General features: G+C 69.8%; 9 protein-coding genes. 7 read left to right on the forward strand and 2 right to left on the reverse strand.

Annotated elements, in window-relative coordinates:
- The first annotated feature begins 59 nt into the window (after window positions 1-59).
- From OV287_RS10835 to OV287_RS10850, 3 genes are all read left to right on the forward strand, one after another.
- Window positions 60-752 carry a TVP38/TMEM64 family protein gene (locus OV287_RS10835; RefSeq protein ID WP_267533939.1) on the forward strand — a complete coding sequence of 231 codons (693 nt, stop codon included), beginning with the start codon at window positions 60-62 and terminating at the stop codon, window positions 750-752.
- Between the two features lie 145 nt (window positions 753-897).
- A complete protein-coding gene (locus OV287_RS10840) occupies window positions 898-4,557 on the forward strand; it encodes a two-component regulator propeller domain-containing protein (RefSeq protein WP_308809558.1) in 3,660 nt (1,219 codons plus the stop codon).
- 630 nt (window positions 4,558-5,187) lie between these two features.
- Complete coding sequence (locus OV287_RS10850) at window positions 5,188-5,931, forward strand: cytochrome P450 (RefSeq protein ID WP_267533941.1); 744 nt, start codon at window positions 5,188-5,190, stop codon at window positions 5,929-5,931.
- 111 nt (window positions 5,932-6,042) lie between these two features.
- On the opposite strand, the gene OV287_RS10855 is transcribed toward OV287_RS10850, so the two are convergent.
- Window positions 6,043-8,343 carry a nitric-oxide reductase large subunit gene (locus OV287_RS10855; protein ID WP_267533942.1) on the reverse strand — a complete coding sequence of 767 codons (2,301 nt, stop codon included), beginning with the start codon at window positions 8,341-8,343 and terminating at the stop codon, window positions 6,043-6,045.
- A gap of 261 nt (window positions 8,344-8,604) precedes the next feature.
- On the opposite strand from OV287_RS10855, the gene OV287_RS10860 reads away from it, so the two are divergent.
- From OV287_RS10860 to OV287_RS10870, 3 genes are all read left to right on the forward strand, one after another.
- The gene (locus tag OV287_RS10860; protein WP_267533943.1) at window positions 8,605-9,459 is read left to right on the forward strand and encodes an EamA family transporter; all 855 of its coding nucleotides are present in this window, start codon (window positions 8,605-8,607) and stop codon (window positions 9,457-9,459) included.
- Window positions 9,460-9,568: 109 nt separating this feature from the next.
- Window positions 9,569-10,576, forward strand: a complete 1,008-nt coding sequence (locus OV287_RS10865) for a glutamine amidotransferase-related protein (protein ID WP_267533944.1) — start codon at window positions 9,569-9,571, stop codon at window positions 10,574-10,576.
- 12 nt (window positions 10,577-10,588) lie between these two features.
- On the forward strand, window positions 10,589-10,987 hold the full coding sequence (locus OV287_RS10870; protein ID WP_267533945.1) for a hypothetical protein: 399 nt from the start codon (window positions 10,589-10,591) through the stop codon (window positions 10,985-10,987).
- Window positions 10,988-11,025: 38 nt separating this feature from the next.
- On the opposite strand, the gene OV287_RS10875 is transcribed toward OV287_RS10870, so the two are convergent.
- On the reverse strand, window positions 11,026-12,318 hold the full coding sequence (locus OV287_RS10875; protein WP_267533946.1) for an AAA family ATPase: 1,293 nt from the start codon (window positions 12,316-12,318) through the stop codon (window positions 11,026-11,028).
- Window positions 12,319-12,483: 165 nt separating this feature from the next.
- Here OV287_RS10875 and OV287_RS10880 point away from each other — a divergent pair, with 165 nt between their 5' ends.
- Window positions 12,484-14,739 carry a cell-cell cohesion protein MtsF gene (locus OV287_RS10880; RefSeq protein WP_267533947.1) on the forward strand — a complete coding sequence of 752 codons (2,256 nt, stop codon included), beginning with the start codon at window positions 12,484-12,486 and terminating at the stop codon, window positions 14,737-14,739.
- The last annotated feature ends 118 nt before the right edge of the window (window positions 14,740-14,857 follow it).

Raw genomic sequence — 14,857 nt, forward strand, 5'->3', positions numbered from 1 at the left:
CGCGGGTAGGAGCCTCCTCGCTGCCTATCTTCAGGTCTACCGCCCTTTCCGGAGCCTGGATGCGACGGAGCACGATGACGCAGGGCCACCAGCCAGGCTGGCTCTCCACGGAGTGGAAGCGGGTGCTCCTGCTGCTGCTCCTCCTCGGCGGGCTGGTGCTGTTCGCCTCCTCCGAGCCGTTCCAGTCCTCCCTGACCTGGCTCCTCACGAAGGCCGAACCCGTCATCAAGGCGCATCCCTTCTGGGGCGCGGCGCTCTTCGTCCTGCTGTCCGCGTTCTCGGCGATGATGGCCTTCTTCAGCAGCGCGGTGCTCGTGCCCGTGGCCGTCCACACCTGGGGAGAGCCCCTCTGCGTGGTCCTGCTGTGGTGCGGCTGGATGCTCGGAGGCATCTGCGCCTACGGCATCGCCCGCTCCTGGGGCCGGCCCGTGGTCCGTCGGCTCGTGTCCGGCGAGCTGCTCGGCCGCTACGAGGAGCGCATCTCCCAGCACAGCTCCTTTGGCCTGGTGCTCCTCTTCCAGCTCGCGGTCCCCTCCGAGATTCCCGGCTATGTGCTCGGACTGGCGCGCTATGGGCTCCGCAGGTACCTGCTGGTCCTGGCCGTTGCGGAGCTGCCGTACGCGGTGGGCACCATCTACCTCGGCTCCAGCCTCCTTGCGCAGCGCACCTTCGTGCTCCTGGGCCTGGGCGCTCTCGGCATCCTCTTCAGCGCGTGGGCCCTGCACACCTTGCGCAAGCGCCTCGGCTCGTAGCTTCCCGCGGTTGCCGACGGCTCGGCCCCCTGGTGTCGGGCCGGGTAGGCAAGGGCTCTTTGTCACTGCCCGCTCCTTCCCGTCCACCCGCCGTCTTTCCCCGGAGGGGCTCACCCGCTACCGTGAGTGCACGCTGATTTCTCGCATGCGTCCCACGCTTGGCTCCCCGAAGGAGGCCCCTCGCGAGCCCGTCCCCCTCCGGCTTCGCGCACACCTGCTCGTGGCCGTGGTGCTCGTGGGGCTGCTCGCAGGTGGAGAGAGCGCCATGGCCCTGGCGCCGGACAAGGCGCCGCGCCAGTTCCCTCACCGAGCCTGGCAGACAGCGGACGGGCTCCCGCAGAACAGCGTCCTGTCCCTGGCGCAGACACCGGATGGCTACCTCTGGGGCGGTACCTGGGAAGGGCTGGTGCGCTTCGACGGGGTCCGCTTCAGCGTCTTCAACAAGACGAACACGCCCGCCTTCCAGGGCCGGAACATCCATGACCTCGCGGTGAGTCCGGATGGGACGCTGTGGATCGGCCTGGAGAAGGGGCTCGTCCGCATGCGGGAGGGCGTCTTCCAGCCCGTTGTCCCGCCCTCGGGCACCGTCCTGGATCATCCCCAACAGCTGCTGGCCACCCGAGATGGGAGCCTGTGGATCGTCACGGCCGAAGATGGCCTGACGCGGCTCTCCGAGGGCCGCTTCCGGACCTGGAAAAAGGCCAACGGGCTCGCCAGCGATGAGCCGCTGGCGCTCGCCGAGGACGCGGCCGGCGGCCTCTGGGTGTCCAGCACCGGTGGCCTCCAACGGTGGGATGGCTCGGCCTGGACGGCGCCTCTGCCTTTCGAGGATGGGCCCCAGGAGGCGGCGCGCATGCTGGCGGTCGATCGGAAGGGCACGCTCTGGGCCGGCACGGAGCAGGGGATGGTGTACCGGCTCCAGAAGGGCGTCATGCGGCGGGTGCCCGAGGCGAGCCTGGCTGGGGCTCCCATCTCGGCGATGCTCGTGGACCGGGAGGGAAGCCTCTGGGTGGGGAGTCTGGGCCACGGCGTGCGGCGAGTGGTGGGGGGCCGGGTCACCGTCCTGGAGGAGGCGCATCCGCTGGCGCACAGCGTGGTGAGTGATTTGCTCGAGGATGCCGAGGGCAACCTGTGGATTGGCACGGAGGCTCGGGGACTGCACCGGCTCCAGGATGCGCCCTTCACCCCCTATGGTCCTCCGGAGGGGCTGGCGCACGAGATGGTGCTGGCCATCCACGAGGCGCGCGACGGCGCTCTCTGGTTCGCCACCGTGGGAGGCGGTGTCAGCCGCATGCAGGAGGGGCGGGTGACGTCGTGGAGCACGGGCGACGGGCTCATCCTGGACCGGGTCCGGGCCATCGCCGAGACCCCGGACGGTAGCCTCTGGTTCGGCACGCGGGGGGGCATCAGCCGCTGGCGCGCGGGCGCGTTCACCTCGTTTGGTGCGGCCGAGGGGCTGGGGGACTCGAGGGCCTTCCTGCTGGCCGTAGACGCCGCCGGCACCCTCTGGGTCGGCACTCCTACGGGACTCTTCCGGTGGCGCGGGGAGCGCTTCGAGCCCTACTCGCCACGCGGAGGCCTGCCCGGTCAGGATCTCACCCTGTTGCGGCCGAGCGCCGCGGGGGGCCTCTGGGTGGGCACGAGGGGCGGGAGCCTGGTTCATCTCCTCGACGACCAGACCACCGTGCTGGCCTCCGAGGCCCAGCCGCTGGATGGCAAGGTCCTGGCGCTCCACGAGGAGGCAGATGGCACGCTCTGGATAGCCTCGGGCGAGGGCATCTACCGGTGGCGGAAGGGACAGCTCCGGCGCTTCACGAGCGACGAAGGGCTGTTCGACGAGCGGGCCTTCCAGCTGCTCTCCGATGAGCGTGGCCACCTGTGGATGAGTGGGAACAAGGGCATCTTCCGCGTGCCCCTGGCGGAGCTGGAGGAGGTGGCCGCGGGGAAGCGGGCGCGCGTCACCTCCCGGGTCTACGGGACGGAAGATGGGATGCGCTCGGAGGAGTGCAACGGGCTGGGCGCACCTGCGGGCCTGCGCACCCGCGATGGCCGGCTGTGGTTTCCCACCATCCGCGGCGCCGTGGTCTACACCCCGGAGCAGGAGCGGACGCGCACGCCGCCTCCGCCCGCGCGCATCGAGGAGCTCCGGGTGGACGGTCGCCTTGTCCCCCGCTCCGAGTGGGGTCACATCCCAGCGGGGGACGGACGGCTCGAGCTCCAGTTCACGTCCGCGGGCCTGCGCGCTCCCCGGCGGCTGCGCTTTCGTTACCAGCTCGAGGGCATCGACGCGGAGCCGGTGGAGGCCGGAGCGCAGCGTGTGGCCTCCTATACCCGCCTGCCGCCCGGGAACTACCGCTTCCGCGTGGAGGCGGAGTACGAGGACGGCGGCGGCGCAGCCCCGGGAGTGGAGGTGACGTTCTACCTGCAGCCCCGCTTCCACCAGACACTCACGTTCCGCGTGGCGTGTGTGCTGGTCGCAGTGCTGGGGGTGGCCGGTGGGGTGTGGCTGCGCCTGCAGCGGGCTCGCCAGCGCGAGCGCGAGCTTCAGGCCCATGTAGACCTGCGTACCGCGGAGCTGGCCTCCCTCAACGAGGACCTGGAGGATCGCCTCCAGGAATTGCAGGCCACCCGCGAGCGGCTCGTCCATGCCGAGAAGATGGCGGCGGTGGGCACGCTGGCCGCCGGCGTGGGGCATGAGCTCAACAACCCGCTGGCCTTCGTCATCTCCAACGTCCACTACGTCGCCACGGAAGTGCGGGACATGGCGGCACGTGGAGAGGAGCGCGAGCGCTGGGCGGAAGTGGAGCAGGCCATCTCCGAGGCCCTCCAGGGCACGGAGCGGATGCGCCGCATCATCCAGGACCTCAAGACGTTCTCCCGGGTGGAGCCCGAGCGGGACCAACTGGTGGAGGTGCATGCGGCCTTGGACCTGGCGCTGTCCATCGCGGCCGCGGAGGTGCGCCACCGCGCCCGAGTGGTGAAGGACTATGGCCCGGTGCCGGCCGTGCTCGGGGACGAGACGCGGCTGGGCCAGGTGTTCCTCAACCTCCTCATCAACGCCGCCCAGGCCATCCCCGAGGGACAGGCCGGCCAGCATGAGATTCGTATCACCACCTCCCAGGACGAGCAGGGCTGGGTCGTGGTGTCGGTGAGCGACACCGGCACGGGCATTCCTCCCGAGGTGCTCTCCCGCATCTTCGAGCCCTTCTTCACCACCAAGCCGGTGGGGGTAGGCACGGGCCTGGGGCTGTCCATCTGTCATAGCTACGTGCAGGCCATGGGCGGAGACATCCGGGTGCGCAGCGAGGTGGGGCGGGGCACCACGTTCGAGGTGGTGCTGCGCTCTGCCCTGGAGAACTCACCTGTCGTCTCCACCGGGAGCGCCACCGCTTCCGAGAGAAAGGGCCCTCGCGGCCGGTTGCTGGTCATCGACGATGAGCCGCTGCTGCTCGCCGCGCTGTCCCGCACGCTGGCGCCAGAGCACGAGGTGGCGGCCTTCAGAGGCGCACGCCCGGCATTGGAGCGGCTGCGGGCCGGGGAGCGCTACTCGCTCATCCTGTGTGACGTGATGATGCCGGAGATGACGGGCCTGGAGCTGTACGAGACGCTGGTGCGCGAGCTGCCCGGTCAGGCCGAGCGCGTGGTGTTCCTCACGGGAGGCGCCTTCAGTGAGGAGGCGCGCGCGTTCCTGGCGACCACCCAGCGGCCGTGCCTGGACAAGCCCTTCGAGCCCGAGGCGCTGCGCGCGCGCATCCACGCGCTGCTCGCGGAGCAGGAGCCGCCCTCCTCCGCTTCCGCGGCCTGAGTGGCCGCACTTCCGGCCGCCACCGCCACGAGGAGCCGGCGCCAGAGCTGGAAGGTGCGGATGGGCAGCCCTACGTCGCGAACGAATAGCGCCCGCAGGTGCGCCTGGGAGAGCCGGGTGCGCTCGACGACGAGACGCCGGTCGATGGTTGGATCCCTCAAGGCCTCGAGGACGCGGGCGACGCGTCTGTCAGGCTCTCGGCGCGGCGACTCCCCCGCGAGCCAGTCCGAGCACTCGCGCGCCAGGCCGTCGAGGACCTCGGGCCGGGACAGGGACGCGCGGTGCGTGGCCAGCGCCGCTTCGAGACGTGCCGCGAGCCGGCCCTCGAGCGGGAAGGCCCCTCTACTCCCGCTCGTGTAGCCCGCGACGTGCGGCGCCAGCTCTGGGTCGTAGAGGAACCCGAGCGTGGGCCCGGGGCTGTCGACAGCGTGCAGCAGATGAGGGGGGACCGCGACGACTCGCCCGCACACGCTCGCTCGACCCGGCTCCGTCACCGTGACGTCGCTGTCCAGTCCGACGAGCAGCCCCACGCCGTGCTGCGTGTGAGGCGTCGAGGCCGTCGCCGTCGAGGCGCGTACCGCGAACGCGTCCGTGAGCACCGCTCCGATCCGCGATTCGTTCGAGCGCTCCATGACCTGCAACCCTAATGTGATCATGGCCCTCGGCTACGCCGTCGCGGGCAGCGAAGAGGCGGCCCGGGTACAGGGGGAGTTCGCCTCCGTGTCGAGCGAGATGCGGGTCTACCTCCGGGACCTGGTCGAGCAGCGGCGGGCGGTGCCAAAGGACGACCTGTTGACCCGGCTCGTCGAGGCCGAGGTAGACGGTGCGCGGCTGACGGAAGAGGAGCTTCTGGGCTTCTTCCAACTCCTCCTCTCGGCCGGCCACGAGACGACCACGAACCTGCTCAACAACGCGCTCCTGTGCCTCGTCGAGCACCCGGAGCAGCTCGCCCGTCTCCGGGCCGAGTCCGGCCTCCTGCCCTCGGCCATCGAGGAGGTCCTGCGCTACCGCTCGCCCGTCCAGGCGATGTTCCGCGTGACGCGGAGCGAGGTCTCTCTCCACGGCCAGGTGATTCCCGCCGGGAAGATGGTGCTGGCGATGATCGGCTCCGCGAATCGGGACCCGCGGAAGTTCCACGACGCGGAGCGGTTCGACATCACCCGAGAGCCCAACCCGCACATCGCGTTCGGGCACGGCATCCACTTCTGTATCGGGGCGCCGCTCTCTCGGCTGGAGGCTCGGGTTGGTCTCTCCGTCTTGCTGGAGCGGGTGCGGGGCTTCGCGCTCGCGAGCGACGCGCCCTGGGAGCCTCGAAAGGCGATCCACGTGCATGGAACCACCCGCCTGCCCATCCGCTTCGAGCCGCGCCCCTGACGGGGTTCAACCCGGGGAGCTCGACACCCTCACCCCGTCCCTCTCCCGGGGGGAGAGGGGAAATTGGGGGAGAGTGGGGGAGCTTGGGCAGGGGGCTTGGGTGGTGGGGCGTCAGCGGCGCTGGACGACGGCATGGGCCGGGGCCGCCACTCCCACGCGCTCGGGCTCGGGGCTCGTCCGAGGCTCCTCAATCCGCTCGAGCGACCAGCCCGTCTTCAGTCCTACGACGAACCATGCGAGCAGCAGCGCCCCCACCGCGAAGAGCACGTCCCCGGGCACTCGCAGCCAGCGCAGCGTGTCCATCAGCGGCGTCTGCATGAACTCCGCGCTGCGCGCCCACCACGTGCCCCGCTCGATGGCCGCCTTCGTCTGCAGCACCCCGATGGGCAGCAGCGACAGCACCACCATCAGCACCAGCCCCGCGTTGATGCTCCAGAAGGCCCACGCCAGCGGCTTCGTCTTCCACTTCGCGTCCGGCTGCATCATCCGGAACGAGAAGAGCATCAGCGCGATGCCCAGCATGCCGTACACCCCGAAGAGCGCCGTGTGGCCGTGCAGCGGCGTCAGGTTGAGGCCCTGCATGTAGTAGAGCGCGATCGGCGGGTTGATGAGGAAGCCGAACAGGCCCGCGCCCACCAGGTTCCAGAACGCCACCCCGATGAAGAACAGGATGGGCCAGCGGTATTGCTCCATCCACCCTGGCAGCCTCGACATGCGGATGTGGCTCCACACCTCGCGGCCCACCAGCACCAGAGGCACCACCTCCAGCGCGCTGAACGTCGCGCCCAGCGCCATCGCCGAGGCCGGCGTCGCCGAGAAGTACAGGTGGTGGAACGTGCCGATGATGCCGCCGCCCAGGAAGATGATGGTGGTGAAGAGCACCGCCGGCACCGCCGCGCGCGCCGACAGCACCCCCAGCCGCGTGAACAGGAAGGCCATCACCACCGTGGCGAACACCTCGAAGAAGCCCTCCACCCACAAGTGCACCACCCACCAGCGCCAGTACTCCACCATGCCCATGTGGCTGCGCTGCCCGTACATCAGCCCCGCCCCGTAGAAGGAGGCAATCGCCAGCGAGGAGATGACGAAGAGCATCAGCAGCGGCCGGCCCTCGGACGGCTTCTTCAGCGCCGGCCATACCGCCCGCACCGTGAGGAACAGCCAGACGAAGAGGCCCACGAAGAGGAAGAGCTGCCAGAAGCGGCCCAGGTCCACGTACTCCCAGCCCTGGTGGCCGAACCAGTACCAATAGTCCCCGCTGCCCATCCGCTGCTGCACCGACGCCCACTGCCCGAAGAGCGCCCCCACGACGATGATGAGCAGGCACACGAAGAGGAAGTTGACGCCCGCGCGCTGGTACTTCGGCTCCACCCCGCTCACCGCGGGGCCCACGAAGAGGCCCGTGGCCAGCCACGCCGTGGCAATCCAGAAGATGCCGAGCTGCGTGTGCCAGCTCCGCGTCACCGCGTAGGGCAGGTACTTCGCCAGCGGCACGCCGTAGAAGCCCGCGCCCTCCACGCCGAAGTGTGCCGTCACTCCGCCCAGCCCCACCTGCGCCAGGAACAGCGCTATCACCACCAGGAAGTACTTACCCGTAGCCCGCTGGCTCGGGGTGAGCTGCATGCTGGAGAACGGATCCTTCTCGGGCGGCGCCAGCTCCTCGTCCTCCTTCCTTCCACTCAAGTACCAGATGATCGCCCCCACGCCCGCGAGCAGCAGCACCACGGAGGCGATGCTCCACATCAGGACACCCGGGGCGGGTTGGTTGCCCACGAGCGGCTCGTGCGGCCAGTTCTGCGTATAGCTGATCGTGTCTCCGGGCCGGTTCGTCGAGGCCACCCAGCTCGTCCACCAGAAGAAGGCTCCCAGGTCCTTCAGCTTCTGGGCATCCGTGAGCGCGCCCTCGGGGATGGCATAGGCCGAGCGGCCCTGGGCGAAGACGTCCGCGTAGTGGGCCGCGTTGACGCGAATCGCCTCGGCGCGTACCGGGCTCAGCGTTACCGTGCCCGTGCTCGCGTCATGGGTGTTGGTGCGCATTTCCTGCGCGAGCCGCACACGCAGCGCCGCCTGGCGCTCGGCCGGGGCCAGGGCATAGGAGGCGCGGCTCTCCGCGCGGGCCCAGGTGTCCAGCACGAAGGTGGCCTCGCGGTGCAGCCAGTCCGCGCTCCAGTCCGGCGCCACGTACGCCCCGTGGCCCCACACCGAGCCCACCTGCTGGCCTCCAATGGACTGCCACACGTTCTGCCCGCGCAGGATGGACTCGCCCGTGAACAGCACCGTTCCCTCGGTCGTCACCACCTTCTCGGGAATGGGCGGCAGGGTGCGCGAGATGCGGACTCCCTCTCCTCCCAGCACCAGGAAGGAGACGAGGACGACGGCGCCAAGGCCGAGCCAGAGCTTTTTGTGTTGCATGACCGGGGGCTCCTGAATGGAGGGTGTGGCCTCCCAGAGCAAGCCCCGTTCCATGCCGTCTCCCCTCGGGCTCGCACCCTCCGTGCACGCAACCGGTGCGTCCATGGGTCCTGGCCCCGCAAAACGTGCATCATGAATACAGGTTTCGGAGGGGAGGAGGGCAGGCGTTGGGGGGCGGTGTCCGGGAGCCGGAGGGGTTGAAGTCGGGGCGGCGATGGCATGGAGTGCGCCGCTTTCTCGCGCTCGTCTCCCGGAGGTGCGTTGAGTTCCGCCGCGCTGGTGCTGGTGCTGTCGTCCGCTTTCTTCCACGCACTGTGGAACGCGCTCCTCAAGCGTCACGAGGACCCAGAGTCCGCCGTGGTGGGCGTCATCGCTGTCACCGTGGTGTGCGGTGGGTTATGGGCGCTCGGCCTTCAGGGGGCGGCGTTTCCCACCTCCGCGGCCTTGGTCTGGTCCCTCGTGGCTGGCGTCCTGGAGAGCGGCTACCTGGTCGCGCTCGCCCGGGCGCTGCGCCGGGCTCCGCTGGGGCTTGCGTACACGGTGTCCCGTGGTGGGGCGCTCTTGCTCGTCTGGCCCGTATCCGTGCTGTGGTTGGGCGAGCAGCTCACCCCCGGGGCCGTGGCCGGTGCGGCCCTGGTGGCCCTGGGCATGGCGACGATGAACCTCGTGCTGCCCCGGGGCTCGGTGGGCGAGGGCGTGCTCTGGGCCCTGGTGAGCGCCGCGTGCATCGCCGGCTTCAACCTCAGCTACAAGCGCGCCCTGGGCGAGGGTGCACAGCCTCCGGCCCTGTTCACGCTGTCACTCGGGGTGGCGCTTCCTTTGATCATCCTCATGCGCCGCCGCGAGGAGGCGGGCTGGGGGGCGCTGCTCCGGAAGGTGATGACGCGGCCCCTGCTCCTGGTGGTGGCTGGACTGCTGTGTACGCTTTCCTTCTCGCTGTTGCTCCTGGCGCTGGTGCACAGTGGCACTGGCGCCGTGCTCACCCTGCGCAATACCTCCATCGCGTTCGCCTTGGGGCTCGGAGCACTCCAGGGGGAGAGGATGGGCCGGCGGCAACTCTTCGGCGCTGGACTGGTGATGCTCGGGGCCGTGCTGCTGGGGTGGCCCCGACCGTGAACGCCTGGCGCCCGCCACTGTCACCCAGAGGATGGAGTGCGGCACCGGGGCCCTCTTGCGTAGACAGACGGACCCTGCACCCGGCCTCCCGCGTGCAAATGTTCCCGGCATGAACGCGTCTCCCCCATCCCCCCGAACCGCCGTTGTTCTGATCCACGACGAAGACGAGGGTCCCGGACAGCTCGGCCCCGCGTTGCGGCGCTCGGGCTTCACCCTGGATGTCCGGTGCCGAGACCCGCGCCCGGAGGACACCGAGGCGGATCTCGTCGTGGTGATGGGGAAGTCCCTGGGACTCCAGGAGGGAGAGCCCCCGCCACTGCTGGAGGAGGAGCGGCGGTTGCTGGCCCGTCGGTTGGAAGCGGGCCGGCCGAGCCTTGGCCTCGGATTGGGCGCGCGGTTGCTCGCCGCCGCGGCGGGCGCCCGCGTCCACCCGGGCGAGAAGGGCCCGGTGCTGGGCGTCCACCCGGTGTCACTGACGCTGGAGGGGCTGTCGGACCCGCTGTTCGCCGGCTTCGAGGAGTTCTTCGACGTCCTGCACTGGCAGGGGGACACCTTCGAGCCAGTCCCCGGAGCGCAGCTGCTGGCCTCGACTGCCCGCTACCCGCAGCAGGCCTTCCGGGTGGGCAAGTCCTACGGCGTGCAGTTCCACCCCGAGGTGGATGGGGGCCTGTTCGAGCGCTGGGTCCACAGCTCGCAGGAGGACGCGACCCGCGTGGGGCTCACCGCCGAGGAGCTGCTGAAGCGGGAGGCTCCCCGGGTGGCGCGAGTGCAGCAACACGCGATGCTGCTGATGGAGCGGCTGGCCGCCTTCTTCGCGCGGCAGGTGGGGGCGGGCGGCGGAGAGCGCTACCTCTTCACCGTGGATGCCATCCAACGGTTGGATGGCCGAGGCGTGCTGCTCTCGCCCGGCATCCCGCGGCGCGCACCCATCGTGCGGGTGGGGCAGACGCTCTCGCTCAAGCGGCCCGATGGCTCGCGCGTGGAGGGCACCGTGCGCGGCATGGCCAGCTTCGGGGATACCGGGGCAGCCATCCCCTTGCTGGTCCTGCTGGACTCACCGGACGCGGAGGTGCCTCCCGGTTCGGAGGCCCTCACCACCGAGCCGCTGACGGTGTAGAAAGTAGCGGCAATGTCCAAGCAGGTGTTCCGGAGCGATTACTTCACCGTCCTCGTCGACGAGCGGATGGGCATCATCCGTACCATTCGCAGCGACAAGCCTTTCGGCACCCTCCAGGAGTTCGATGCCGAATTCGAGGCGCTCATCAAGGCCTTGGACGACCTGGGCCGGGCACGCTACGCGCTCATCGCCGACATCCGGGCCGTTCCTGGCCGGAATGATCCCGAGTTCGAAGCCGCCTTGCAGCGCGTCCGTGCTCGGTGGATCGGCGGCTTCCGCAAGGTGGGCGTGCTCGTCCAGAGCGCCGTCGGCATGCTGCAGGTCAAACGCTACGCCAGGCAGGACACCATCCGGCGCCTGGTGACGAACGACGAGGAAGAGCTGCTGAGGTACCTCACGCAGGAGGACTGAGGCCGTTGCCGGAGCCTCCCTGTGTCGAGGTCCGGCGCCTACTTCCGCTTCGTCCGGGCGGCCGTCTTGGGGGCGCGTTGCGCCTTCTCCGGCGCGGGCTGCTTCTTGCGGGGCGCGGGACTCCGGCTGCTGCGCAGGGGCTTGCCCTTCTTGTCGAAGAACACGTCGAAGAGCTCACTGCCCGTCAGCCACGAGGGCGAGGCAGGTGCCGGGGCGACGTCGACATTGCCGTCCTCGTCCTGACGGAGCACGAGCACCTCTTCCTGCTCCAGCCCGGGCAGGAGCATTGCCGAGTGGGTGGTGGCGACGAACTGGAGCCGCGGGAAGGTCGCCTTCAGCGCGGGAACGAGCGTCGTCTGCCAGCGCGGGTGCAGGTGCAGGTCCAGCTCGTCAACGAGCACGAGCCCTTCCATCTTCTCGGGCGCCACGGGCTTGCCCGCCTCGAGGAGGAAGTGGCCGATCAGGTCCGCCAGCCAGGCGATGGAGCTCTGGTAGCCATGGGACAACCACGTGGCGGGAATCTTGATGCGCTGGCCGCCCATCTCCAGCTCGAAGCGGTGGGCCTCCAGCACGTCCTGCCGGGTGCGCACGATGCCGTGGCTCCGCAGCTCCAGGCCCACGAGGCCCGGCAGGAGGTTGCCCTGCAGCAGCACCTGCCGGAGCACCCGGCTGTAGGCCTTGGCCTGGGCCGGCTCGAAGACGTCGGCGAAGCCGGTGGCGATGAGACTGCCCTGGTCGAAGAGGTTCGCCAGGCGCTGCTTGATGGGATCCGACAGGCCCTCGCCCTGAATGGCATTGGGGCGGGGCAGGGAGCGCGCCGTGCCGTAGCCCGCGACGAACCACCCCGGAAGCTGCGTGCGGCGCGCCTCTCGGATGGGATCGAAGACGCGCGTGTGCTCCACGCCGACGTACCTCGAATTGCCCACCAGCTCGCGCCAGGTGCTCTTGGCCGCCACCGAGCTCCTCACATAGGGCGGCAGCGAGTGCCTCTTCTCCAGGCCGGGATAGCCACGCGTCCTATGGCCCTCCTGACCGAAGGTGAACTCGGCGCCGATGAGCATCAGCTCGCTGGAGGGCAGCCGCCGGTCCGGTAGCGAGGTGACGTCCGCGAGCTCGCTACCCAGCGAGGAGCCGCTCGCGGCGAGCGCGATGGCCTGGAGGATGGCCGTCTTGCACAGTCCGTTCTCCCCGACGAAGACGGTCCAGGGCCGGACCTCCCCATCCGAGCGGGTGAAGGAGATGGCGACATCCCGCAGGAGCTTGAGGTTCTGGAGCGTGAGGCTGCGCAGGTACATGCGGAGGGCCAACGTGAACGGGTAGGGCCTCACCATATCCTCACCCGGCGGACTTGTGGGTATTCGTGAGACGTTTGTCCCCCCCAGGGGGGTCGGTGACCCGGCCCCTCCGGCACCCGGCTGCCACCCTCGACGAGAGGCTCTTGCGCTCGCAGTGCGGGCTCGGTTCTACAATCCCGCCGGATGAGCACCCCCCTGCGAATGGCTTGCCCCCCGGTGTCCGTTCGACTGCTGCCGCTCGTGCTGCTGCTCCTCTCCGCCTGCCCCCCAAAGGAACAGGAGCGCGCCGACCTCTGTAATGACCGCCATCAGGCGCTGCGCTCACCCGGCTGTCAGCTCACGCTCGGCGTGCCCCTGGAGGACCGCTACCTCTCTTTCGAGAACGACTCCGACTGGTACAGCGTGCGGATCCCCTCGGACGTGGGGCCCCGCTCGGTGCTGCGCGTCACCGCCGTCTACCCCGTGCCCCTCACCGAGGTGAACCTGTCCGTCAGCCTCCTGCGAGAGAACGGCGACTCGCTCGTGCCCCGGCGGGTGGATGTGCATGGCCAGGGCCAGCCTGGGCCGGTCGGGTTCCTCCTTCCCATCACCGAGCCGGGCGCGAGCCTGGTGCTGCGGCTCGAGGACGTGCCCTCCGACCCCAGCCGCCCCGGCTTCGACACGCACAACCCGTACTCCCTCCTGGTGGAGGTGCTGGACAACCCGGACGGCAACGAGCCCAACGACACGGAGGCTACGCCCGTGCCGCTGACGGGCTCGGGTGATGTCCAGGCGGGGAGTGTCTCCGGGTACCTGGCCACCGACGGGGACGTGGACCTCTTCTCCTTCGACGTGCCGGCCGGAAGGATTGCCTACGTGCGGGTGACGGCGCCGAGCCTGGCGCCCGAGCCTCCTCCGGCCTGGCTCCTCTCGTACGAGCTGCTGCGCCCGGACGGCACAACCGAGGCTGGCGGCCACGTGAGCACCCATTCCGAGGCTGCGGACCTGGCCACCGCGCGCCGGGTGACGGCGGCGGGGACGTGGCACGTGCGGGTGCGAGGCTGGGACGGTGACACCTCCGATGACCTCCCGGCGCTGGGAGACCTTCGCCAGACGTACATGGTGGACGTGAAGGTGCTGGAGGAGGGTGACCCGAATGAGGGGCCTGGCGGCAATGACGAGCTGGGGCGGGCGAAGGTGGTGGAGTTCACCGGTAGCCCGTCGAGGACGACGTCTTTCACCGGACGCCTGGGTTCGGTGCAGGACAAGGACTGGTATGCAGTTCGCCTGTCCCCCCACACCGCGCACTCCGTGCTGCACTACCGGCTGGCGCCACTGTCCTCGGGCGGCCGCTTCCCTCCGCTGCCCGGGCTCCCGAACCGGCGGGTGCGCGTCCTCACGGAGGTGTCGGGCTCCACCACCGACTGCATCACGAAGGCAGAGGTGTGCCCCAAGGGGAACGGTCATGGAACGGACCCAGCCGTGACGTCTCTGGTGGATGGCTGGTGTAGCAACAGCACGCCGCTGTGCCTGCACTCCTCGCGCGATGAGTCCGAGTCCTTCTCCGACCTGCGCAACCTCGAGGGCGTGTTGCCGGTGCCGCCGCACGCCGCCTCCGTGCGCTACTCCTTCCTCATCCACGACGAGGGCTCCCACTGGGCGGACGACCAGGACTACCGTCTGGAGGTGGAGTGGCTGAGCGACCCGGACGAGACTTCCCGCAGCTCGGAGACGGAAGGGAAGACGCCGAAGGTGCTGGCGAGTGACGATGCCGGCACGTCCTTCCCCGAGCCGCCCAGGGGTGACGACTACGAGGTGAGGGGTTCCATCTCCTACGGCCTGGGCGGGCTCGTCGGCAATGACCCGGCGAAGGGGCAGGGCATTCGCGGCCCCGCGGACTACGATGCCGTGCCCAGCGACGTGGACACCTTCGCCTTCCAGTTGCCCGCGGGCCTCATGGAGCCGATCGACCGCACCTGGGAACTGCAGTGGGAGGTGGCCGACCTGCCCGATGGGGGCATGCCCCTGGGCCTCGCGCTGGACCTGACCTTCTGTGATGCGGAGCGGCCGGAGTCGGGGACCGGCTGCACGCGGGTGTCCACCGGTAGCACCGGGGCGCCGCTGACGCTCACGTATCGCGGAGAGCCGCAGCGTGCCTGGCACTCGCCGAGCGACAGTCCCGGCGGCCTACAGCCTCTGTACGCACTCGAGCGCGCAGGGGGCGTCACGAAGGTGACGGTGCAGCCCTACGCCTGTGCCTGCCTCGAGCCCCGCTTCATCCGGGGTGGCATCGTCGAGGTGTCCGTGCGCGCCGTGGACCGGAAGGACTACGCACCAGCGGATTACACGCTGCGCACCGCGCACACCGACTATCCGAAGACGTACTCCACCCTGGATGGGGGCACTGCTTCCTGCCCGGGCCATGTGGCTGGGGGGACGGCGATGGCTCCGGCCTGTGTCTTCACCCGGCAGCCGTGAGCTCTCGGGCCCGCTAGCCCGCTCCAGATTACATGGAGGTGCAAGCGCCTGATGTAGGGAGCTTTTACGGCCATACCGCTCTTCTTCGGCGGCACGGTCCAGGGAAGAGCGGCTCCCC

This window comes from Archangium lansingense (assembly GCF_026626635.1).
In the GTDB taxonomy this organism is placed as follows: domain Bacteria; phylum Myxococcota; class Myxococcia; order Myxococcales; family Myxococcaceae; genus Archangium; species Archangium lansingense.

Coding starts and splice junctions, on each gene's coding strand:
- OV287_RS10835 (WP_267533939.1), top strand. CDS start 60: ATGCGACGGAGCACGATGACGCAGGGCCACCAGCCAGGCTGGCTCTCC.
- OV287_RS10840 (WP_308809558.1), top strand. CDS start 898: ATGCGTCCCACGCTTGGCTCCCCGAAGGAGGCCCCTCGCGAGCCCGTC.
- OV287_RS10850 (WP_267533941.1), top strand. CDS start 5,188: ATGACCTGCAACCCTAATGTGATCATGGCCCTCGGCTACGCCGTCGCG.
- OV287_RS10855 (WP_267533942.1), bottom strand. CDS start 8,343: ATGCAACACAAAAAGCTCTGGCTCGGCCTTGGCGCCGTCGTCCTCGTC.
- OV287_RS10865 (WP_267533944.1), top strand. CDS start 9,569: ATGAACGCGTCTCCCCCATCCCCCCGAACCGCCGTTGTTCTGATCCAC.
- OV287_RS10870 (WP_267533945.1), top strand. CDS start 10,589: ATGTCCAAGCAGGTGTTCCGGAGCGATTACTTCACCGTCCTCGTCGAC.
- OV287_RS10875 (WP_267533946.1), bottom strand. CDS start 12,318: ATGGTGAGGCCCTACCCGTTCACGTTGGCCCTCCGCATGTACCTGCGC.
- OV287_RS10880 (WP_267533947.1), top strand. CDS start 12,484: ATGGCTTGCCCCCCGGTGTCCGTTCGACTGCTGCCGCTCGTGCTGCTG.